Below are 20,824 nucleotides of genomic sequence, written 5' to 3' on the forward strand. Positions count from 1 at the left end.
CTAGACTCCTTCCGAGGAGGTGGGTGCGGCTGCGCCTGTTGTTGCCGAGCCTGTCGTTGCGGCGCCGGGGGCGAGGCCGGGTCCGCCGGCTACCCCTGCGCCGGTCCCTGTAGTGCTTGTACCTGTAATGTCCGGGCGGGGTTGGCCCATTGCGTAGATGGAGTGGATGTCATAGCTCACGGTGTCCCGAAGCATGTTGAACCATTGCCGGCATCCCGTGCTGTGGACCCAGCGCTCGGCGAAAGTGCCCTTGGTGTTCTCGCGGTAGAAGAGGTACTCCGCCCATTCGCGGTCGGTCAGGTCGTTCGGGTTTTCGGGGTAGGCGATGTGCGCCTGGCCGCCGTAGTGGAATTCGGTTTCGTCGCGTGGCCCGCAGTTGGGGCATGAAATGAGGAGCATGTCCTTGCCTTCCTTAGTGGGCTACGGCTGCGGCGCCGTGTTCGTCAATCAGGGCACCGGTCTCGAAGCGTTCCAGTGCGAAGGGGGCGTTGAGCTTGTGCGGAGCGCCGGTGGCAATGGTGTGGGCGAACGTCAGGCCGGCTGCAGGGGTGCCCTTGAAGCCACCGGTTCCCCAACCACAGTTGACGAACATGTTCTCCACGGGGGTGACGCCGACGATCGGAGAAGCATCCAGTGTGGTGTCCACGATGCCGCCCCAGGTGCGGAGCACGTGGGCCCGGGCGAAGATCGGGAAGAGCTCAACGGCCGCTGCCATCTGCTCCTCGATCACGTGGAACGAACCGCGCTGGCCGTAGCCGTTGTAGGAGTCGACGCCGGCGCCCATCACCAGTTCGCCCTTGTGCGCCTGGGAGACGTACACGTGGACGTGGTTGGACATGACCACCGTGGGGTGGACGGGCTGGTGCAGTTCCGAGACCAGCGCCTGGAGCGGGTGCGACTGGATCGGCAAGCGGAAGCCAGCCATTTCGGCCAGCACGGAGCTGTGGCCGGCGGCGCAAAGGCCCACCTTCCCGGTGTTGAAGGTGCCTCGTGTGGTCTGGACACCGGTGACCCGGTTGCCGTCCTTGATGAAGCCGGTGACTTCGCAGTTCTGGATGATGTCCACGCCGAGCTCGTCACACTTGCGGGCGAAGGCCCAGGCCACGTGGTCGTGCTTGGCGATGCCTGCACGCGGCTGGTAGGTGGCGCCCATGACCGGGTAGCGGATGTTGTCGCTGGTGTTCAGGATGGGGCAGAGTTCCTTGACTTGGTCCGGCTCCAGCCATTCTGCGTCGACGCCGTTGAGCCGGTTGGCACCTACGCGCCGCATGCTCTCGCGGACATCGCCCAGCGTGTGGGCCAGGTTCATGACGCCGCGCTGGCTGAAGAGGAAGTCGTACTCCAGTTCCTCCGGGAGGATCTCCCAGAGCTTGAGCGCGTGTTCGTAGATGGCCGCGCTCTCGTCCCAGAGGTAGTTGGAGCGGATGATGGTGGTGTTGCGGGCCATGTTGCCACCGGCCAGCCAACCCTTTTCCAAGATGGCGATGTTGGTCATGCCGTGGTTCTTCGCCAGGAAGTACGCGGTGGCCAGGCCATGCCCGCCGCCGCCCACAATCACGGCGTCATAGCTCTTCTTGGGTTCCGGGTTACGCCAGAGGAAGTCCGGGTGTTCGGGGAGGTGGTCAACACTCACTGGGCTGCTCCAATCAGTTCTGCTTCGGTTTCGGCGCCATTGCCTTTGTTGGAAAGGTGGGGGTAAAGCGGCAGTTTGTCCGCCAGTGCGGTCACGCGGTTGCGGAGTTCGACGGCGGTCGCGTCGTCCAAGGTGCCTGTCGCCGCTGCGGCGATCAACGCCGTCGCAATAATGTCTGAGACCTCCGTGAACTCTTCGGCTCCGAAGCCGCGGGCGGCGAGTGCGGGGGTGCCGATGCGGAGTCCGGACGAGACCATTGGCGGGCGGGGGTCGAACGGAACGGCGTTGCGGTTGACCGTGATGCCGATGTGGTGGAGGGTGTCCTCTGCCTGCTGGCCGTTCAGTTCGGAGTTGCGGAGGTCGGCGAGGACCAGGTGAACGTCGGTTCCGCCACTGACCACGGAGATGCCGGCTGCAGCTACGTCGTCCTGAAGGAGTCGCTGGGCCAGGATCTTGGAGCCTTCCAGCACCCGGGCCTGTCGCTCCTGGAATTCGGGCTCCGCTGCCATCTTGAAGGCCACGGCCTTGGCGGCAATCACGTGCTCCAGCGGACCGCCCTGCTGGCCCGGGAAGACTGCCGAGTTGACCTTCTTGGCGATGTCGGCGTCGTTGGTGAGGATGACGCCGCCGCGGGGGCCGCCGAGGGTCTTGTGCGTGGTGCTGGTGACGATGTGGGCGTGCGGCAACGGGCTGGGGTGCAGGCCGGCGGCGACCAGGCCGGCGAAATGGGCCATGTCCACCATGAGGTAGGCGCCCACCAGGTCCGCGATGCGCCGGAACTCGGCGAAGTCCACGTGGCGGGAGTAAGCGGACCAGCCCGCAACAATCAGCTGGGGCTTGTTCTCGAGGGCCAGGCGCTCGACCTCGGCCATGTCGATGGTGTGGGTGTCCTCGCGGACGCCGTAGGGGACAACCTTGTAAAGCTTGCCGGAGAAGTTGATGCGCATGCCGTGGGTCAGGTGTCCGCCGTGGGCGAGGTTGAGGCCCATGATGGTGTCGCCTGCATTGATCAGGGCGTGCATGGCCGAAGCGTTTGCCTGTGCGCCCGAGTGCGGCTGCACGTTGGCGAATTCAGCGCCAAAGAGGGACTTGAGACGGTCTATGGCGAGCTGTTCGATCACATCGACGTGTTCGCAGCCGCCGTAGTAGCGCTTGCCGGGGTAGCCTTCGGCGTACTTGTTGGTCAGCACCGAGCCCTGGGCTTCCATCACGGCCGTGGGCGCGAAGTTTTCAGAGGCGATCATTTCCAACGTGGATTGCTGGCGGATGAGTTCCTGGGCGATCGCCTGATCAACCTCCGGGTCCGCCTGTGCGAGCGGGCGGATCAGCGGTTCAACCATGGTGTTCTCCTTAGAGGATTGTCTAGTGGCCGACTGTTAGGCAACTGATATATTAGAACTATTGCCATAGTATGTTGAAGATCACATGGTCGTCAACAGCTCTGCGGCAACTCGTCCACCAGACTGGGATTGCGACAACGGGGAGAGAGTCATGAGCACAGCACTGGAAGCCTTGGAATCAGCTCCACAGGGGACGTCCCTCGCGGAGAACGCCTATCTGCTGCTCCGCGACAGGCTGATCATGCTTGACATCAAGCCTGGTGATCCCATCAATGACGGCCAGATCGCTGCCGAGCTTGGCATTGGACGAACTCCCGTCCGCGAAGCCATCAAGCGCCTGGAGAGCGACCACCTGGTGGTTTCCTACCCCCGCCGCGGCACCTTCGCCACTGGCGTGGACATCACCCAACTCGCTGAAGTATCCGAAATCCGCGAACTCCTGGAACCCCTGGCATCGCGCAAGGCTGCCCGCATGGCAAGTACCGCGATGCGTTCAGAGCTTCGCGCGGTTGCTGCTGCCATTCGCGACCTAGAGGGCCAGGATGCGTCATCCGCGGAACTCATGCGGTACGACATCCAGGTCCACCGGCTCATCTACAAGGCCTCGGCCAACGCGCACCTGGAAGACGTGCTCATCCGGTACGACAACCTCGCAACCCGCATCTGGTGCCACATGCTCGAAAAGATGCCCTCCGTGTCCGGCCACATCTCCGAACACGCCGACCTCCTCACGGCCATAGCCGACGGCGACGAAGGGCTGGCCGCGGAGCTCGCATTGAACCACGTGGTCAGCTTCGAAGAGACGATCCGCAAGGTCCTCTGACCCTCTCTCGCGTAACGGCCCGTTCGGCTGGACCCTCTCTCGCGTAACTGCCTTTTGGGCTGGTCCCTCTCTCGCGTAACCGCCCGTTCGACTGGTCCCTCTTTCACGTAATCGCCCGTTGGGCTGGTCTCTCTCTCGCGTAACCGCCCGTTCGGCCGAGCCATCTCTCGCGTAACCGCCCGTTGGGCTGGTCCCTCTCTCGCTTAACCGCCCGTTGGGTTGGTCCCTCTTTCACGTAAGCGCCCGTTGGGTTGGTCCCTCTCTCGCGTAACCGCCCGTTGGGCCGAGCCATCTCTCATCTGGCCGATCGGCCAGCCGGCGTTAAGCCCGACGTCGGAACTCGCCCGGGTGCCGACGGTGACCGCGGCCAGCCTGGTGGAAGAGGGTGGGGAAGGGGGTGGGATGTGGAAGAGGGTTGGGGGGAGGGGGGTGGGATGTGGAAGAGGGTTGGCGGGAAGGGGGTGGGATGTGATGGAGGGTTGGGTGTGGGATTTGGCGTTTGTTGCAACTCGAAATCGCTGGCTGCAACCGATCGGTTTCACGGCCCGTCGAAGTCTTGCGCCGGAAAATCCAAATCAAACAATCAGAAACCCCTTGACCGTGATCCATCGCACACATACTCTGGTGCAACAGCGTTGCGTTGAATGCAACCCCAAAGATTTTGGTGGACACATGAGCAATGAATCCTCTGTGGCAGCCGAGCAAGGCACTCCAGCCGCCTCTGGCTCCAACCCCACAACCAACCCCACAACCAGCAGCACGAACACGGTCAGCAAGGACACTCGACGGCGAGTGGTCACTGCGAGCTTTATCGGCAACTTCGTGGAATGGTTCGACTACGCCGTTTACGGCTACCTTGCCGGCATCATCTCGTCGGTGTTCTTCCCGGAATCCGACCGGCAGACCGCGCTCCTGGCGACCTTCGGTGTCTTCGCCATCAGCTTCTTCGTGAGGCCACTGGGTGGTTTCATCTGGGGCCACATCGGCGACAGGCTCGGCCGCAAGCAAGCCCTCAGCCTCTCGATCGTTCTGATGTCGGTTGCCACTTTCTGCATCGCCCTGATCCCGGGTTACGCAACCATCGGCGTGATGGCGCCGATCCTGCTCCTCCTTGTCAGGGTGGTCCAGGGCTTCTCCGCAGCGGGCGAATACGCTGGGGCTTCTGCCTTCCTGGTGGAGTACGCGCCGGCGAATCGACGCGGACTCTATGCCGCCGTCGTGCCTGCAAGTACCGCAGCGGGACTGCTGCTCGGCTCCTTGCTTGCCGCCTTGCTGAGTTCCGTATTGACCCCGGAGCAGCTGAACGATTGGGGTTGGCGCCTGCCGTTCCTTTTGGCCGCGCCGATGGGCCTGATTGGCCGGTACATACGGACAAAGCTGGAGGACACTCCGGCATTCCGGGAGCTGGCCGGGAAGGACCATGCCGTCAAGGCGCCGGCGTTCGCAATGTTCCGGACGTACCGAAAGCAGTTGATCATCGCAACAGGTGCCGTATTGCTGAATGCCGTGGGCTTCTACGTCATCCTCAGTTACATGCCGACGTACCTGTCGGAGGAACTGGGCTTCGGGGCCGCGGAGTCATTCCTGGCAACCACCATCGCCCTGGCCAGCTACATCGGCTTCATCTTCCTGACAGGTATCGCTTCTGACAAGTTTGGCCGCAAGCGGATGCTCCTCACGGCGTCGGTCCTGTTCGTGCTGCTGACCGTTCCGGCCTTCATGTTGTTGGACACCGGCAACTTCCTGGTGATCGTGCTGGTTCAGATCCTGTTGGGCGGAATGCTCACCCTGAACGACGGCACCCTGCCCAGTTTCCTCGCGGAACTGTTCCCCACGAAGGTCCGCTACACGGGCTTCGCCGTCAGCTTCAACCTGTCCAACGCCCTGTTTGGCGGCACAGCCCCCTTCATGGCGACCCTCCTGATCGGCATGACGCATAACCAGCTGGCACCCGGCTGGTACCTCGTAGCCGCCTCCCTTGTTTCCCTCATCGCAGTCCTTTTCGCAGCAGAAACGTCAAAGAAGCCGCTGCAGCAGAACTAGAACAACCAACCCATTGAAAGGAACCACCATGACCATCACCCAGAACGAGTCCGTCAACGACGTCGCCAAGCTCGAGCGCACCAAGGTGCTCAACAACGGCGAAAAGGTATCGCTGACCTTCTCGGATGCAGAGTTCGAACGCCGCCTCGGCGGCCTCCGGCAGATCATGGCCGAGAAAGACCTCGACGCCGTCATCCTCACCAGCTACCACTCCATCAAGTACTACTCCGATTTCCTCTTCACCTACTTCGGACGCTCCTACGGCATGGTGGTCACCAAGGATGACACGGTCACCATTACGGCAAACATCGACGCCGGCATGCCTTGGCGCCGCAGCTACGGCGACAACTTGGTGTACACGGACTGGCGCCGGGACAACTACATCCACGCGATCCAGGAAGTCCTGCGCACCCGTGGCATCAACCCGCGCCGCATCGGCGTCGAAGACGACTCGCTTCCGTTGGACAACCGGAACAAGATCCAAGCAGCCTTCTCCGGAGCAACGCTGGTGGACGTTGCCCAAGCCGCCATGCGCCAGCGCATGATCAAGTCCGACGAGGAGATCGCGGTCATCAAGCACGGTGCCCGCATTGGCGACCTTGGCGGCGAGGCCATCCGCAACGCGATCACCGCAGGCATCACCGAGTACGAGGTTGCCCTGATCGGTACAGAGGCCATGGTCCACGAAATCGCCCGCACGTTCCCGGACTCCGAAATCCGCGACACCTGGGTGTGGTTCCAATCCGGTATCAACACCGACGGCGCCCACAACTGGGCCACCACCCGGAAGATCCAGGAACACGACATCCTGTCACTGAACTGCTTCCCGATGACCAGCGGCTACTACACGGCCTTGGAGCGCACCCTGTTCTACGGCGAACCGGACGCCCGTTCGCTGGAACTCTGGAACATTAACGTGGAGGTCCACAAGCGCGGCCTGGAACTCATCAAGCCCGGAGCTGTCTGCAAGGACATCGCCGCCGAGCTCAACGAGATCTACATCAGCCACGGACTGCTGGCCAACCGCACCTTCGGCTATGGCCACTCGTTCGGTGTGCTCAGCCACTACTACGGACGTGAAGCCGGACTGGAACTGCGCGAGGACATCGATACCGTCCTGGAGCCCGGCATGGTGGTCTCGATGGAGCCCATGATCACTGTGTTGGACGGCCAGCCCGGCGCCGGTGGATACCGCGAGCACGACATCCTGGTGGTAGGCGAGGGCGGCGCTGAGAACATCACCAAGTTCCCGTTCGGCCCCGAGTACAACATCATCGGAGCCTAGGTGGTGCGGCTGGTGGGTGCAGTGCACGGCGCCCACCGGCCTCGTGCCGTCCCTGCTCCCCGTCCTCGGCGAAATATAGTGAACCCATGACTCCCTCGGAATCCAGCGCGACTCCTGATACCAGCAACAGCAACGGCGACAGCAAGAGCACCTCTGTCATCGTCAACGCCATCGCCGTACTGCGAAGCTTCTCCGCGGAGGAACCCCTCCTGGGAGTCACTGAAATCGCTGGCCGGATCGGCCTGCACAAGAGCTCCATATCCCGGATTTTGGCCACTTTGGAGCAAGAGGGCCTGGTGGAGCGCGACGTCGATTCGCGCAGGTTCCGCTTGGGGCTGGGAATGATCGCCATGGCTGGCCCCCTCCTGGCGGAGCTCGAGGAGCGGCGCGTCGCCTACCCCGTTTTGCGGGAGCTGACCGAACGCACAGGTGAGACCAGCGCCCTCATGGTGTGGAACGGCGTCGAATCCATGTGTGTGGAGCAGATCCCCAGCCGTCACCAAGTGAAACACCTCGCGCCGCTGGGGGCCCGGTACAACGAGGCTTTGAGCTCATCTGTGCAGGTGTTCCTGGCCGACGAAGACCAGGACCGGGTGCGTACCCTGCTCCGCAGTGGTTCCATCACTCTTCCGGGCCTGGACGAAGACGCCATCGAAGCCTACCTGGAGCGCCTGAAGGAAACCGCGGCTCGCGGATGGGCTATCAACTTCGGCGAGACGTCCATTGAAGAAGTGGGCGTCGCTTCGCCGGTTTACGACCATCGTGGGGACATCGTGGCATCTGTGTTGATCCCCGCCCCGAAGTTCCGCGTCTCGCAGGACACCCTGACAAGCCTCGGCGAAGCCTGCGCCGCGGCAGCCGCCAAAGTCACCACGCGCTTGGGCGGACGCGCCCCGCGTTAGGCGCCCATCCGCCGTCGACTTGGCAAATGCCAAGTGGGCAGGAACCAGAATGCTTGACCATACGCCCGATCCTTCTTAGGGTGTTCTGAGAAAACGTTTTCTTCACTATCTCGAACACCCACAGGAGAGCCTTGAGCCTCCGAGGACTGGGGCACGCCGTTGTGCCTCGGGAAGGATCATCCATGAGATCGACCCGAAGAAAACCGAAATTCCGACGAAGCCTGGGCGGTGCAGCCCTGGCAGCCGTGATGGGCTTGACCTCCGTTGCAGCCATGGGGTCGCCGGCAAGCGCGGCACCAACGGGCAAGGCAGACAGCCCGGCCTGCTCCAGTTCCAGCGTCGATCTTGACTCCGGCACGAGCAGGGCGCCGCAGAACCTGTGTGTTCCGGCGCAAGCCACGGACAGCAACAAGACGCTGCTGGTGTGGAATAAGCCGGACATTTACGACGACGTTGTGGACTACCGCGTCTACATGGACGGCCGCGCTGTGGGAACCGCTGAGGAAAATGCGCGGATCTTCTCGCCGGCCCAGGAATATGTGGACGCCTTCCGGGATGCCGACAAGGACGATTTCCATGTCCGGACCGTCGCCCACAATTACACCGTGACGGGCTTGTCTCCTCGCACCAGTTACCAGTTCACTGTTACCGCCATCAGGGCCGATGGCAGCGAGTCACCGGCCAGTGCGCCGATCACCGTCAGCACCACGCCGGAACGGCACCAAGTCACCATCACCAGCCCGGCATTCAAGGCCGTAGGCGATGGGAAAGCCCTGAACACCGCCTCCATCCAGAAGGCAATCGATACATGCCGGACGCCGGGCTGCACCGTAGTGGTCCCTGCGGGAACCTTCAAAACCGGCGCACTCTTCCTGCACTCGGACATGACCCTGGAACTGCAGGAGGGCGCCCGGCTGCTCGGTTCCGACCATGCTGAGGACTATCCCCTGGACAAGGGCTATTACCTCTACCCGGTGCCTGACCCACTCCCCACTGAAGCGGAATACCGTAACTACCGCAGGCCGCCGTCGCTCATCAACGTACTACCGGAAGACAACGGCCGGTCAGCGCAGGGCCGTGAGCCTGGAGCCGCGGCCAACAACGTCCGGATCGTCGGCAAAGGCGTGGTGGATGGGAACGGCTGGGAGCGCACTGCCGAAGGCTCGGTAATGGATGAAGCGGGCAACGAAATTCCCCAATATGTGGCCAGCTCCGCAGGAAAAGTCCTGGACGATGGCGTGCTGGCAGCGGACCAGTTCCGCAAGGCCAAGGAGAACCCGAAGGCCCTGACCGGGATAATCAACAGGCCAGAAACACTGGATGATTCCGTGCTCTACGGGCAGTACCGCTCCAGCTTGATGACCTTCATGGGCGTGAAGAACCTGTACGTCGAGGGAGTCACTGCGGACAATCCCGCGTTCCACGGTGTGATGATCCTGGACACGGAAAACAGCACAGTTAACGGGATGCGGCACACCACGTACAACGCCAACAACGGAGACGGTTTGGAGTTCGGCGGCGCCACCAACGGCATCGTGCTGAACAACTTCTTCGATACCGGCGATGACCAAGTCAACTTTGCGGCAGGACAGGGCAAATACGGAGCCATGGGCCGGCCGAGCGAGAACGTCTGGATCTTCAACAACTACATGCGCATGGGGCACGGCGGCGTCGCTGTTGGCTCCAACACCGCAGCCTGGGTGCAGCGGGTCCTGGCAGAGGACAACGTCATGTACAAAGTTGAAACGGGCGGGCTGCGGATGAAGAGTACCTCGGACATGGCCGGAGGTGGCCGCGACTTCCTCTTCCGGGACACTGCCATGGCCTGCATGGGCAGCAGTGCGTTCATCATGACGCTGAGCTACAACCAGTCACCGTCCGGTTACATTGCCGCGGAATCGGCCACGTTCAAAGATGTGAAGGTCCGGAATGTCTCAGTGGATGGCAACAATTCGCCCACCTGCGGCATGGCTGTGTCCGACAGCAAGCCGGTGATCGACATCCAGGCGGGTCCGTCGCTGGGTGAAGGAACGGCTACCCTCAGCGCGTTCACCTTCCAGGATGTGGTGTTCCGCAACGTCAACCCCACCAACATCAAGGGCCTGACGAATTCCACTTTCGACGACGTGACTTTCCAGAGCGTGCGGAACAACGCCAACCCGTGGCGGCTGGACCAATATTCCACGGGGAACACCTTCACCGACGTGACACCCGCGCCGGCGCAGTAGCCCCGGGGCCCAACCGTCGTCGAGTTGGCAAATGATGACAATCCCGGGCTTCCGGATTGTCATCAAATGGCAAGTCGGCGCAAGAGTACGGCGGCCGTCCCACGATAAAGGGGCGGTCGCCGTCGTTTGTTCTGCCAGCCGGGCCGAAGGGTTACATCTTCCTTCGCGCCGCGGTTGTTTCGTCCATGGCATCCCTGCCCAGCCAGGCACCCAGCCCGATCATGGCTACGCCAAGGATCAGGTGGAGCCAGTTATCGGCCGTGTTGAACGGGACGAAGTTGGCGCCCGTTTCCTGGTTGATGACCAGGCCGTAGATCCAAAGAACGATGTACACGGCACCGCCGCCCAAGAGGAACAGGCGGGCCATGCGGTCGTTCCTTGCCATGGCCAAACCGGCCACGCCGAACAGCAGGTGAACGATGTTGTGGAGTATGGACACTTGGAAGACTCCAAGCAGCATGGCGCCGGAATCATGTCCCGCAAAGGTCATGGCGCCGTAATTGGTGGTGATTCCCGGGATGAAGCCCAGGACGCCTACCAGCAGAAATACAACGCCAACACCCATGGCGGTGTTATGAAGTGTCAACCCCATCATGTGGTGGTGTTCGGCGGGGTGCGAAGCGGTGGTCATCAGTCCTCCCTTTCACGCTGTTACCCGGCTCTTCTCATGGAGAGCCGGGTGCGGCAAGGGGTGTCGCAAAACCTTGCCGACGCCGCCATAATACTCCTGAAATGCTCCGGATAGCAGGGGGATGAGCGCTGTTCAGGGGCCGGTTAGCATGGATTCATGAGCCAAGTGCCCAATGGTCGTGCGCACACAATTTTTCATGATGTCCGGGATCTGACGCCCTTCAGGGAAGGGTACGTCCGGACACCGGTGCGCGGACTCGCCGACGGCGTGAACGATGTCCTCTCGGGAGTCCTCAATGGCCGCGACCACGCGCGTTTGTCCCTCGTGGGAAGCGTCCCCAGGCTGAGGATGCTGTCCCCGAAAACGGCGAAGGCAATGCATGAAGCCGTCTTCTCCTACACGGAACCGGACCGTCTCCTTGCTTTCGCCCGCACGAACCCAGGGTGGGCCGGCTTGTGCCACATCATGGCCGGCCTCCTGGTCTATAAGCATGGCGGGTACTTGCGGGCGTCCGAACTGCTGCAGCGCGGGTTGACAACCAGGATCGACGACGACGCCAGCCAGTTCTCGGCAACGTACCTTGGGCAGGTGGTCACCCGGGTCGAGGTTGCCGAACGCATCGAGGTTCCGGTGCTGTTCAGCGAGGAGTCCGTTTTCCTGGCGCTGGCTCATTGCCTCCGGGAAATGGGAATGACCGAGGCGGCCCTCGAAGCTGTGGCGGGTTTGCCGCCGTCGTTGCCTTCTGCCTTGGCCCGCTGCACAGCTGCGTTCTCGCTGGAACGGCACCGCGACGTAGTGCTGTGGACCGAGGGCTTGCTGAACACTGACGATCTCTCGGCCGCGCTGCTCTTGATTCGCGCGCGGTCGCAGCGTGCGCGGGGTGATTTTGAGTCCGCCCAGGCTGCGTTGAGGGAAGTCCTCCGACGCCGGAAGACCAACCTGGCTTTGAAGAATGACGCCCTGACTGACCGGGCCCTTCTCGCGTTGGACCAGGGGCGCCGGACGTTGACGCCCCGCTCGAAGCGACCCGCCCCACCGGCTGAGCTCGAATCGATGGAGGTCATCCGCAAAGACGCCGAGATGCGGCGTCTTTGGGAGAACGACTTCAGGCAACTCGGCGGCGAATAAAAACCATTGCGCTGGTAAGTGCGGAGGCGTAGCCTCTTAATCAATCAATTCATTGATAAAGGATTTGGTTGATTACGAAGGGTTGGCGTGGCAATGGATCAACAAGCTCTGGGTCCTGATGCCTTGGACAGGGCCTTCATGGCGCTGGCGGATCCGGTGAGGCGGGCCATTGTTGCCCGGCTATCGCGCGGAGATGCCACTGTGAACGAACTCGCGGAACCCTTCGCCATCAGCAAGCAGGCAGTTTCCAAACACATCCAGGTCCTGGAACATGCAGGGCTGGTGACCCGCTCCCGGGATGCCCAACGCAGGCCCGTCCATCTCGACGCCGCTGCCCTGGAACGGGTAACGGCGTGGATCGACCAGTACCGCCTGATCGCCGAGTCGCGCTTCCGTCGACTCGACCAACTGCTCGCCACTGACATCTCCCACAAGGAACAAGGAAAGAAAGAGGAACTGAAATGAGCAATGCAACCACCATCACCGCAGACCCGGGTGTCCCTTTCGTCGACACAGTCCGGGAATTCGATGCCCCGGTCAGCGCAGTTTTCAAAGCGCATGTTGATCCGGACCTCCTGGCCAAGTGGCTGGGGCCGCGGGAAGCCGAACTGAACGTCACCAAGTACGACGCCACAACTGGCGGAAGCTGGCATTACGAAAGCGGACATGAGGGCGCCATGTTTGGCTTCCGCGGCATCTTCCACACCGTTGATGCCGATGAGCTGATCATCATGACGTTCGAGTTCGACGGCGCGCCCAACCAAGTGGGGATCAGCACCACAACCTTCGAGGAAGTAGGCGGCCGCACCAGGATCTTCGCCCATGAGGTCTACCCCACGGTCGAGGCGCGCGACATGGCATTGGCCACGGGTATGAACTACGGAGTCGAGGAAGGATACGAGCGCCTGGACGAACTGCTCGCCGGCTAGTGCTGCTGGATCAGCGGAAGGAGCTGCTCGGACAACAGCACTGTCCCCAGCCCGATCATGACGATCCCGCTGGTCAGCGTCACAGCCCGCGCGGCGCCGGGCCGGGAGGCGAGCAGCTTCCGTGAAGCCAGTGCTACGGCCGTGTAGACCATTCCAGCGAGAAATACGAAGGTCAACCCCAGCAGCCCCGACTGGACCGGGATGGGCAGCGTCGCTTCGGGGCTGACGAATTGGGGCACCAGGGCCACGAAGAACAGGAGCCCCTTGGGATTGATGCCGCTGGTGCCCATGCCCTGGAAGAACGTGCGGACCTGGTTTCCGGAAGGCACGACGCCGTCTTCCGCACTGAAGCTGGCACCTCGCCAGGAGCGGATGGTCCCGACGCCGAGCCACAACAGGTAGGCAGCGCCGGCGATGGTCAGCCACCCCAGCAGCCCGGGAACTCCGGCCAGGAGGGCGGCCAATCCTGCAACCATCAGAAAAGTGTGGATGACGTATCCGCTGCAGAGGCCCGCGACGGCGGGAACGAAACTGCGTTGGCGCAACCCCGCTGAAATCGAGTAGGCCCAGTCGACGCCGGGTGTGCAGGCCAAGGCGACTGCCACGAGGACGAAGGCGAGGAACAGCTGCGGATTCACGATCTCTCCAGAGTTAGTTGGTAGGAAAACTCTAGGGAAAAAGCCGCCATAAGTGTTCGCCTTTTTAGCTCTGGCTCGCCTAACCTCGGTAAGATTATTGCGTGATTGACGGCATCGATAGAAGTATTTTGCGCCACCTCAAAGAGGACGGGCGAATGACGGCCACGGCCTTGGCTTCCCAGGTTGGACTAACGGTGGCTCCGTGCCATCGGCGACTCCGCGACCTGGAAGCTAAAGGGGTGATTCGCGGTTATCGCGCAGATATTGATCCGGCCGCAGTAGGGCTGGGTTTCGAGGCGATCGTGTTCGTGACCTTGCGCCAAGCGGACCGCGGAACCATGGCCGCGTTCGAAGCCCGGGTTACCGCGAGTCCCAACATCGTGGAGGCCCAACGCCTTTTTGGCTCGCCCGATTACTTGTTGAAGGTCATTGCGGCGGATTTGCCTGCCTATCAGCGCTTCTACGACGACGAACTTGCGGCCCTGCCCGCGGTGGAACGCCTTACCTCGACGTTGGTCATGAAGAACCTCAAGACCAACATCGGGCCGCCGGTCTAGCCAATGCCGGCGCGTTTTTAGCCGCTGCGGACCCACCAAGCGGGAGACAGGGCAGTCAGCTGGCCGGGCTGACGTGCACGATGATGACCTGGGTGTCCTTGGAGCCGTCGAAACGGAGATCGTAGTTGACCTCCAGCCCGGTGCTGGTCCCCGAAGTCAGGGAGTAGTCGCTCTTCCCTGAAGGGTTCCGCCCATTGGAGGTAATCCAGCGCTCGGCGTCATCGGCGTCGATACCGTACTGGTCCACGCCATCGCGGATCAGTGACGTGAATTCCTCGACGGAGTTCGCCGTGAGGAAATACGTGACCTCGGTGAAGTCCGGGCGGGCGTCCGTGGTCTTGAACCGCAGGCGGTCCGTTTGGGCGCTGATCTCTCCGCTGGGGCCAACGATTGTCAGGTCGATCTTCCCGGAGTCCTGGGTGTTAATCTCCGGGCCGTAGCTGTCCTCGGACACCTGCACGGCCGATTTCTGCAGAGTGCCGCTGCCCATGTCCAGCCGGGCCCGCTTTTCCTTCCTGATCCGGTCAACACCTGCGGCATCAAGCGTGGAGAATTCCGAGGTAATCACTGTGCTCCCTTGGGAAGTTGATGGTGCAGCGGGTGTGGGGACCTGGCATGCCGTGGTGGTGAGGATTCCCAGGGCCATGGCGACCGCGGCTGCCACCTTTGGGATCCGGTTGGCCCGGATCATTGGTGGACCTCAGCGTCAAAGCCATCCAGGAACCGGTCCATGATGCCCGGAATGTTGTTGGTGGGCCGGTACTGTTCCACGCGATCATTGAAGTCCGAGCCGATGATGTCCCGGGCCTGTTGAGGATCGTTGGCCAGCAGCTCCTGGTAAGCCGGGAGGGTGTCCTGTTTGATCAAGGCCCACCGTTGCTCGGCATCTGCAATGTTGCCGTCCGGGAATCCCGTTGTGAAGTCTGTGCGGAACTGTGTTGGGTTGTCCCAGTTGGTGAAGGGAAGGTTCTCCGGGCCCGGGCTTTCCACGCTGAACTTGTAGGGGAAGACTTCGGGGTAGCTCTTGGCTCCCGGAATGGAGGGCTCACCGGCCAGGGTGACCATGTACGTCACGGCTTCCCCTCCCGGATGGTTACGCATGTCAGTGTAATCGTCTGCGATGATCTCGTTCTGCTCCCGGTAAAGCAGGGCCGTGTTGCCTTCCTTGACCTGCGCGGGGTCGCCGGAATCGATCTGCGCCCACGCTTTTGCGGTGTCAGGGTCGATGGCGCCGGAATCCCTGAGGCGGTTGATCTCTTCGATTCCACCGTTCATGTAAGCCTGGTGCTGCCGGGCCTGGTCCAGGAAGATCTCTTTGTTCATATCCAACATGGACGTCTCGTAGAACTTGATCTCCTGGTCGGTCATGCCGGCAAGCTGCTCGATCTGGTCAAGTACCGGGATGGGGATGTCCGAAGCCGGGTTGTCGGCGATCTGCTGTGCCAGGTCGCGAAGCATGGCCATGTCCTTGAATCCTCCGGCGAAGGATGGGCCGATCATGTTCGCCATACCGGCCCATTGCAGGTCCGGGTTCGCGAGGAACGCCTGCCCGTAGAAGTCGTAGACCTTCTTGATGGTCTCCCAGTTGTATTCGGTTCCCTTGCTGGTGTCCCACGTGGATGGGTCTATGCCCATTTCCCGCATGGCCTGCTGGTTCCAGTAGTCGCTGAGGAACTGGGAGTACTCGGGCGACTTCTTCTCGATCAGGCCGGAGTCGGCCGCCGCATCCATGGCTGCCTTGGCTTCTTCGGGATGCTCAAGGGCCCACTTCTTGAATTCATCGCTGCCAAGGTACTCGGCCCGCTCTTCGGGCGTCATCCCGTTCAGCAGATCCGTGAGCTCCTGGCCGGTTGCGGCCGAACCGCCTGAGCCCGACCCGCCTGAGCCGGGTCCGCCAGCCCCACCCGCGGTGCTCGCGGCGTCCTGTTCGTCGGCGTTTTTCAGCAGGCTCCGGGAAGCCGCAGTGATACCGGAAGCGGCACTCTGGAGGGCGCGCAAATGCGAGCTGTTCCATTCGTGACGGAAGCGGTCGCCGTCGTTCCCCCGCCAGGGGCTGCTGGTGATGGACCCGGACAACTGTTGTCCCAGGTTTGTGAGGCTGTCCGCATTGCGGGCCAGCTCCTTGGCCAATTGCCGCAACTGTGCGACATCTGCGCCATAGAAGTTTCCCGCCACGTTGCCCCCATTGTTTTCAGTCGGTCCAAGGCCTCGGCCTGCCCCCATCCTAGGCGGGCAACGCGACCTGGCACATGGGGACAACTGCCCCTATGTGCATAACTACTCGCCGAGCAGGCCCGTTGTCCGGTAGGGAATCACTTCGCGGAGGAACATGCTGGTGGACGTCCGGACAATCCCCGGACACAGGCGGATTTCCTCGGAAACCCGGTAGAGGTCGTCAGGGCTTTTGGCCACCACCCGGATGATGAGGTCGGTATCTCCGGCGGGCGCGTGGCATTCGAGGACTTCCGGAATCTTGCGAAGGGCCGCGATGGCCTCGTTCAGGTGGCTTTGGTCCAGTTCTGCGCTGACTGCGGCGGCTACCCCGCGTCCCAAGGCGGACGGCAGTACCCGGCTGCTGTTCGCGCGCAAGGCGCCCGACGCCGTCATCCGTTCCAAGCGGGACTGCACCGTCCCGCGCGCAAGGTGCAACTTCTGGGCGAGGACCATGATGGGGACCCGCGGATCTTCGTCGAGGGCAGCCAGTATTCGACGGTCGGTTGCATCGAGTTCCTGCAATGTGACCACTCCTTGTCCGGTATCTCACGCAAGAGTAGTCAGATCGATCAATCAAACTACAGTCTGTTGCACCTACTGTATGCCTCCTGCTGAAATGATGACAACGAAGCAGGATGAGGCTACCGCCGAAGCCCGCCGGCACCAGGCACGCGGAACACCACCCGCAGCCCTGTAAAGGTTTCCCGCAAGGAAGCAGCCGCTGATTGACTCTTGTTCACAGCATTGTCATTCTGCACCCGCCCCATGAAACGGGGCAGCACAGCAAGAGCCCCTGAGCCACCGGATCGTTGCGGTAGCTGAGGGGCTCTTGTGTTGCCCGGCCCTCCCTGTGAGGCACATAGGCTTGGATCATGACTTCCGCTGGGCGATTTGCCCCGAGCCCATCCGGTGAACTGCACGTTGGCAATCTCCGCACGGCCATCCTGGCGTGGCTTTTCGCGAAAGCCAGCGGCCGTGATTTCCTGCTGCGCGTGGAAGACCTTGACCGGGCCAGGTCCGGCGCGGAAACCGAGCAGCTCCGTGACCTGCGTGCCATCGGCCTTACGTGGGACGCCGACGTGGTCCGCCAGACGGAGCGCGGCGCACTCTACGACCAAGCGATCCAACGCCTGACGTCGGAGGGGCGCACCTACGAGTGCTTTTGCACCCGCAGGGAGATCCAGGAAGCGCCCTCTGCTCCACACGCTCCCCAAGGAGCCTATCCGGGGACCTGCCGGAGGTTGTCTGCTGCCGAACGCGAGATACGTCGTGCGTCGCGTCCGGCATCGATCCGCTTGCGATCCGAGGTTACTGAGCGGTCTGTTGAGGACCAGTTGCAGGGCACTTTCGTGGGCATGGTGGACGACTTTGTGCTGCGTCGCAATGACGGCGTCACCGCCTACAACCTGGCCGTGGTGGTGGACGACGCCGCCCAGGGAATCGACCAGGTGGTGCGCGGTGACGACCTCCTGCCATCCACTCCCCGGCAGGCCTACCTGGCCACCCTGTTGGGCCTTCCCGTCCCCGAATATGCGCATGTTCCGTTGGTGGTAAACCACGACGGCGTGAGGCTGGCAAAGCGCGACGGTGCCGTCACCCTGGACGACCTCGCCGCCGTCGGAATTCCTGCCGCACGGGTGCGCGACGTGCTGTTGGAGTCACTCGGCCTGCCCGCCGGACCCTTGGCGGCGGCACTGGGGGGATTCGACCCCGCAACGCTGCCCAAGGACCCCTGGGTGTGGATAACTCCGCAGACCTGAGCGGGGCACCACGTAGGCTGGCTGGATGCATTCACAGATGGTCGCCCCAGGTTTCGAACCCGTCGCCGAACTCTTCGGCCGTTTTCTGGATCAGGATCCGGAGTACTCAGCCCAAGTAGCTGCCTATCATCGCGGCGTCAAAGTGCTGGACCTGAGCGGTGGCCCACACATCCGCCCCGACTCGGTCACTGGCGTATTCTCCTGTTCCAAGGGCATGGCCGGCCTTGTCATGGCCTTGCTGGTGCAGGACGGGCAGCTGGACCTGGACGCCGAGGTGGTCAAGTACTGGCCGGAATTCGGTGTGGAAGGCAAGGCCGGGATTACCGTTGCCCAGCTTCTCTCACACCAGGCCGGCTTATTGGGCCCCGAGGGAGGCCTGACCCTGGAAGAGGTCAACGACTCCGCGCTCGCCGCCGCCAAACTCGCCAAACTGCCCCCGCTATGGAAGCCCGGGGCCGCATTCGGCTACCACGCCCTCAGCATCGGCATCTTCATGGAGGAATTGTGCCGGCGAATCACCGGTTCCACGCTTCAAGAGGTTTTCGAGGCCCGCATCCGGGCAGTAACCGGAGCACACTTCTACCTTGGACTCCCGGAAGCGGAGGAGCCCCGTTTTGCGCCTTTCCGGTGGGCGGCTGATCCGTCATGGCCATGGGTGGACCCGGCCAGCCATTTCGGCCTGGCTGCCAACGCCGCTGTGGGCGAGATTTTGGACCTTCCCAACATCCGCGAAGTCCGGGCCGCCGGGTTGAGCTCGGCCGCGGGAGTGTCCAGCGCCGACGGGATGGCGAGGATCTATGCGGCGGCCTTGACCGGCCTGGCTGGAGAGGGCAACCAATCGACGCGTGGTGCGCAGGCCGCCGTCGCGCCCCTGCTGACTGAAGAGACCATCCGTGCGGTGACCGCCGAGCAGGTCTTCGGCGTCGACCGGGTGTTCGGGGAGAGCGGCTGCTTCGCCACTGTCTTCATGAAATCCCACTCAAGGATGCCCTTCGGCAGCTACCGCGCGTTTGGTCACGACGGCGCCAGCGCATCTTTGGGTTTCGCCGACCCCGTGTATGAACTCGGCTTTGGATACGTGCCACAGCAGGCTGAGCCCGGGGGAGTGGGTTGCCGCAACTTCCAGCTGAGCTCCGCCGTCCGGGAAGCCATCGCCGGGTTGACGCCCTAGGCCGACTAGGAGGACTGGGCGGCCGGGACCCCTACGGTCATACCTGCCCACAGGGTGTCCGTTGTTGCCGCCACAGCAGCCTCCACGGGCATTCCGTCCAAGTGCTTGCCGGCGGCAAGGAGGGCGGCCCCGTGAAGGCTGACGAAGCACACCATGGCCAGCGTCTCCGGATTCCCCGCAGCCAGTTCTCCCGCTTCCTGGGCCTCGATGATCATTCCCTTGGCTATCTCAATTCCTTGGCCGCCGGTGCTTCGCAGCTCCGCACTGGAATCGGTGTGGTGCTTGGTGGAGTACATCACGGACAACAGCGCCGGGTGGGCAACTGCGAACCCGACGTAGGCTTTTGCGACGCTGACGAAGCGCTCCCGCAGGCTGCCCTCGGATTCGGACGCGGTCAGGATGCGGTGGTTCATCAACTCGAAGCCAGCCATCGCCAGGGCGTCAATCAGAGCCTGTCTGTCACGGAAGTGCTTGGCCGGCGCGCCGTGGCTGACGTTCACGTCCCGGGCAAGCTGGCGTAGGGAAAGTCCCTCTACGCCCGCCACTTCAATGGTTTCCATGGCTCGTTCCAGGAGCGCTTCCCGAAGTTTGCCGTGGTGGTAGGGCTGCTCGATCATGGCTCAAGTCTAAGGCAATGTAGGCATTGACAACAAAGTAGTCACTGCCTACCATGTAGACAGCGACTACATCGTTCTCCAACTCGACGAATGGATCCACCATGACCATGACTTACACCGGCACTACCGCGCTCATCACGGGAGCCAGCTCCGGCCTCGGTGCCGAATTCGCGCGGCGATTCGCCGCCCGTGGCTCCAACCTTGTCCTCGTTGCCAGGCGCGCGGATCGTTTGGATGATCTGGCACAGCAACTCCGCAGCGAGCACGGTGTTACCGTGACGGTGCTCCCCATGGACCTGGGCCGGGCAGGTGTCGGTGCGGAGCTCCTGAAAGAGTTGGCTGGTCGCGGGCTCTCCATAGATACCCTGATCAACAATGCGGGGTTCGGCACCCATGGTCTGCTGGTGGAGGAAGACCCTGCAGTGATTGCTTCCGAAATCTCACTCAACGTGGCTGCCTTGGTTGATATCACGCGGGCATTCCTGCCTGGGTTGCTCGCCTCCGGAAAGGGTGCGCTGGTGAATGTGGCCAGCACTGCTGCGTTCCAGCCCCTCCCCGGTATGGCCGTCTACGGTGCAACCAAAGCATTTGTCCTGAGTTTCACTGAAGCAGTGGCCCACGAAACCAAGGACTCGGGACTCAACGTCCTGGCGCTTTGCCCGGGCGCTACAAAGACAGAGTTCTTCGACGTCGTAGGCAGCGACTCGGCCGCCGTCGGGAAAATGCAGACATCCGCCCAAGTTGTGGAGACGGCAATGAAGGCGTTGGACCGCAAGGTGACGCCCGGCAGCGTTGTCTCCGGGTGGATGAACCGAGTGGGCGCAGCCTTCGCCCAGCGGCTGCCACGGGCCGTTACCGTTGCAATCGCTGCCCGTGCCCTTCAGGACTCCTAGCCCGGTACTCTCCTGGCCCGGTACTTGCGGAG

General features: G+C 62.5%; 21 protein-coding genes. 12 read left to right on the forward strand and 9 right to left on the reverse strand.

The genetic code is table 11. The annotated features are described in order from the left end of the window. The 3 genes from PJL15_RS13340 to glyA are packed head-to-tail and all read right to left on the reverse strand — an operon-like array spanning position 1 to position 2,973. A complete protein-coding gene (locus tag PJL15_RS13340; protein WP_281451622.1) occupies positions 1 to 399 on the reverse strand; it encodes a sarcosine oxidase subunit delta in 399 nt (132 codons plus the stop codon). Between the two features lie 13 nt (positions 400 to 412). Next, positions 413 to 1,633 (reverse strand): sarcosine oxidase subunit beta family protein, encoded by a 1,221-nt coding sequence (locus tag PJL15_RS13345; protein ID WP_281451623.1) that lies wholly within the window; start codon positions 1,631 to 1,633, stop codon positions 413 to 415. Further along, positions 1,630 to 2,973, reverse strand: coding sequence for a serine hydroxymethyltransferase (gene glyA / locus PJL15_RS13350; protein ID WP_281451624.1), 1,344 nt, complete (start codon positions 2,971 to 2,973; stop codon positions 1,630 to 1,632). Before glyA ends, PJL15_RS13345 begins: the two co-directional genes overlap by 4 nt. Before the next feature lie 151 nt (positions 2,974 to 3,124). Here glyA and PJL15_RS13355 point away from each other — a divergent pair, with 151 nt between their 5' ends. The 5 genes from PJL15_RS13355 (at position 3,125) to PJL15_RS13375 (ending at position 10,254) form a co-directional block, all read left to right on the forward strand. After that, on the forward strand, positions 3,125 to 3,796 hold the full coding sequence (locus PJL15_RS13355; RefSeq protein WP_281451625.1) for a GntR family transcriptional regulator: 672 nt from the start codon (positions 3,125 to 3,127) through the stop codon (positions 3,794 to 3,796). 672 nt (positions 3,797 to 4,468) lie between these two features. Next, a complete protein-coding gene (locus tag PJL15_RS13360) occupies positions 4,469 to 5,839 on the forward strand; it encodes an MFS transporter (protein WP_281451626.1) in 1,371 nt (456 codons plus the stop codon). Between the two features lie 28 nt (positions 5,840 to 5,867). After that, positions 5,868 to 7,124, forward strand: coding sequence for an aminopeptidase P family protein (locus tag PJL15_RS13365; protein WP_281451627.1), 1,257 nt, complete (start codon positions 5,868 to 5,870; stop codon positions 7,122 to 7,124). An 86-nt stretch (positions 7,125 to 7,210) separates the two neighbouring features. Beyond that, entirely contained in the window at positions 7,211 to 8,026 is an 816-nt protein-coding gene (locus PJL15_RS13370) for an IclR family transcriptional regulator (RefSeq protein ID WP_281451628.1), read from the forward strand. 182 nt (positions 8,027 to 8,208) lie between these two features. Next, the gene (locus PJL15_RS13375) at positions 8,209 to 10,254 is read left to right on the forward strand and encodes a glycosyl hydrolase family 28 protein (RefSeq protein WP_281451629.1); all 2,046 of its coding nucleotides are present in this window, start codon (positions 8,209 to 8,211) and stop codon (positions 10,252 to 10,254) included. Positions 10,255 to 10,405: 151 nt separating this feature from the next. Here PJL15_RS13375 and PJL15_RS13380 read toward each other — a convergent pair whose 3' ends face one another. After that, a complete protein-coding gene (locus tag PJL15_RS13380; protein ID WP_281451630.1) occupies positions 10,406 to 10,885 on the reverse strand; it encodes a DUF4383 domain-containing protein in 480 nt (159 codons plus the stop codon). A 156-nt stretch (positions 10,886 to 11,041) separates the two neighbouring features. Here PJL15_RS13380 and PJL15_RS13385 point away from each other — a divergent pair, with 156 nt between their 5' ends. From PJL15_RS13385 to PJL15_RS13395, 3 genes are all read left to right on the forward strand, one after another. Continuing rightward, on the forward strand, positions 11,042 to 12,013 hold the full coding sequence (locus PJL15_RS13385; RefSeq protein ID WP_281451631.1) for a hypothetical protein: 972 nt from the start codon (positions 11,042 to 11,044) through the stop codon (positions 12,011 to 12,013). Between the two features lie 93 nt (positions 12,014 to 12,106). Beyond that, entirely contained in the window at positions 12,107 to 12,478 is a 372-nt protein-coding gene (locus PJL15_RS13390; protein ID WP_281451632.1) for an ArsR/SmtB family transcription factor, read from the forward strand. Beyond that, positions 12,475 to 12,942 carry an SRPBCC family protein gene (locus tag PJL15_RS13395; protein ID WP_281451633.1) on the forward strand — a complete coding sequence of 156 codons (468 nt, stop codon included), beginning with the start codon at positions 12,475 to 12,477 and terminating at the stop codon, positions 12,940 to 12,942. The genes PJL15_RS13390 and PJL15_RS13395 overlap by 4 nt, the downstream gene beginning before the upstream one ends. On the opposite strand, the gene PJL15_RS13400 is transcribed toward PJL15_RS13395, so the two are convergent. Then, the gene (locus PJL15_RS13400; RefSeq protein ID WP_281451634.1) at positions 12,939 to 13,580 is read right to left on the reverse strand and encodes a LysE family translocator; all 642 of its coding nucleotides are present in this window, start codon (positions 13,578 to 13,580) and stop codon (positions 12,939 to 12,941) included. The genes PJL15_RS13395 and PJL15_RS13400 overlap by 4 nt on opposite strands. Before the next feature lie 101 nt (positions 13,581 to 13,681). Here PJL15_RS13400 and PJL15_RS13405 point away from each other — a divergent pair, with 101 nt between their 5' ends. After that, the gene (locus PJL15_RS13405) at positions 13,682 to 14,137 is read left to right on the forward strand and encodes an Lrp/AsnC family transcriptional regulator (RefSeq protein ID WP_281451635.1); all 456 of its coding nucleotides are present in this window, start codon (positions 13,682 to 13,684) and stop codon (positions 14,135 to 14,137) included. A 55-nt stretch (positions 14,138 to 14,192) separates the two neighbouring features. On the opposite strand, the gene PJL15_RS13410 is transcribed toward PJL15_RS13405, so the two are convergent. The 3 genes from PJL15_RS13410 to PJL15_RS13420 form a co-directional block, all read right to left on the reverse strand. Then, a complete protein-coding gene (locus PJL15_RS13410; protein ID WP_281451636.1) occupies positions 14,193 to 14,828 on the reverse strand; it encodes a hypothetical protein in 636 nt (211 codons plus the stop codon). Then, complete coding sequence (locus PJL15_RS13415; RefSeq protein WP_281451637.1) at positions 14,825 to 16,312, reverse strand: WXG100 family type VII secretion target; 1,488 nt, start codon at positions 16,310 to 16,312, stop codon at positions 14,825 to 14,827. Before PJL15_RS13415 ends, PJL15_RS13410 begins: the two co-directional genes overlap by 4 nt. Positions 16,313 to 16,414: 102 nt before the next feature. Further along, a complete protein-coding gene (locus PJL15_RS13420) occupies positions 16,415 to 16,873 on the reverse strand; it encodes an Lrp/AsnC family transcriptional regulator (RefSeq protein ID WP_281451638.1) in 459 nt (152 codons plus the stop codon). A gap of 350 nt (positions 16,874 to 17,223) precedes the next feature. Between PJL15_RS13420 and gluQRS the strand changes: the two genes are divergently transcribed. Together gluQRS and PJL15_RS13430 are read left to right on the forward strand one after the other, a co-directional pair. Beyond that, complete coding sequence (gene gluQRS, locus PJL15_RS13425; RefSeq protein WP_281451639.1) at positions 17,224 to 18,111, forward strand: tRNA glutamyl-Q(34) synthetase GluQRS; 888 nt, start codon at positions 17,224 to 17,226, stop codon at positions 18,109 to 18,111. Between the two features lie 25 nt (positions 18,112 to 18,136). Next, positions 18,137 to 19,282, forward strand: coding sequence for a serine hydrolase domain-containing protein (locus tag PJL15_RS13430; RefSeq protein WP_281451640.1), 1,146 nt, complete (start codon positions 18,137 to 18,139; stop codon positions 19,280 to 19,282). Positions 19,283 to 19,287: 5 nt separating this feature from the next. Here the strand turns inward: PJL15_RS13430 and PJL15_RS13435 are convergent, their stop codons facing one another. Then, the gene (locus tag PJL15_RS13435; RefSeq protein WP_281451641.1) at positions 19,288 to 19,899 is read right to left on the reverse strand and encodes a TetR/AcrR family transcriptional regulator; all 612 of its coding nucleotides are present in this window, start codon (positions 19,897 to 19,899) and stop codon (positions 19,288 to 19,290) included. A 101-nt stretch (positions 19,900 to 20,000) separates the two neighbouring features. Here PJL15_RS13435 and PJL15_RS13440 point away from each other — a divergent pair, with 101 nt between their 5' ends. Next, the gene (locus PJL15_RS13440) at positions 20,001 to 20,792 is read left to right on the forward strand and encodes an SDR family NAD(P)-dependent oxidoreductase (protein ID WP_281451642.1); all 792 of its coding nucleotides are present in this window, start codon (positions 20,001 to 20,003) and stop codon (positions 20,790 to 20,792) included. The last annotated feature ends 32 nt before the right edge of the window (positions 20,793 to 20,824 follow it).

This window comes from Paenarthrobacter nitroguajacolicus (assembly GCF_029952445.1).
Lineage (GTDB): Bacteria > Actinomycetota > Actinomycetes > Actinomycetales > Micrococcaceae > Arthrobacter > Arthrobacter nitroguajacolicus_B.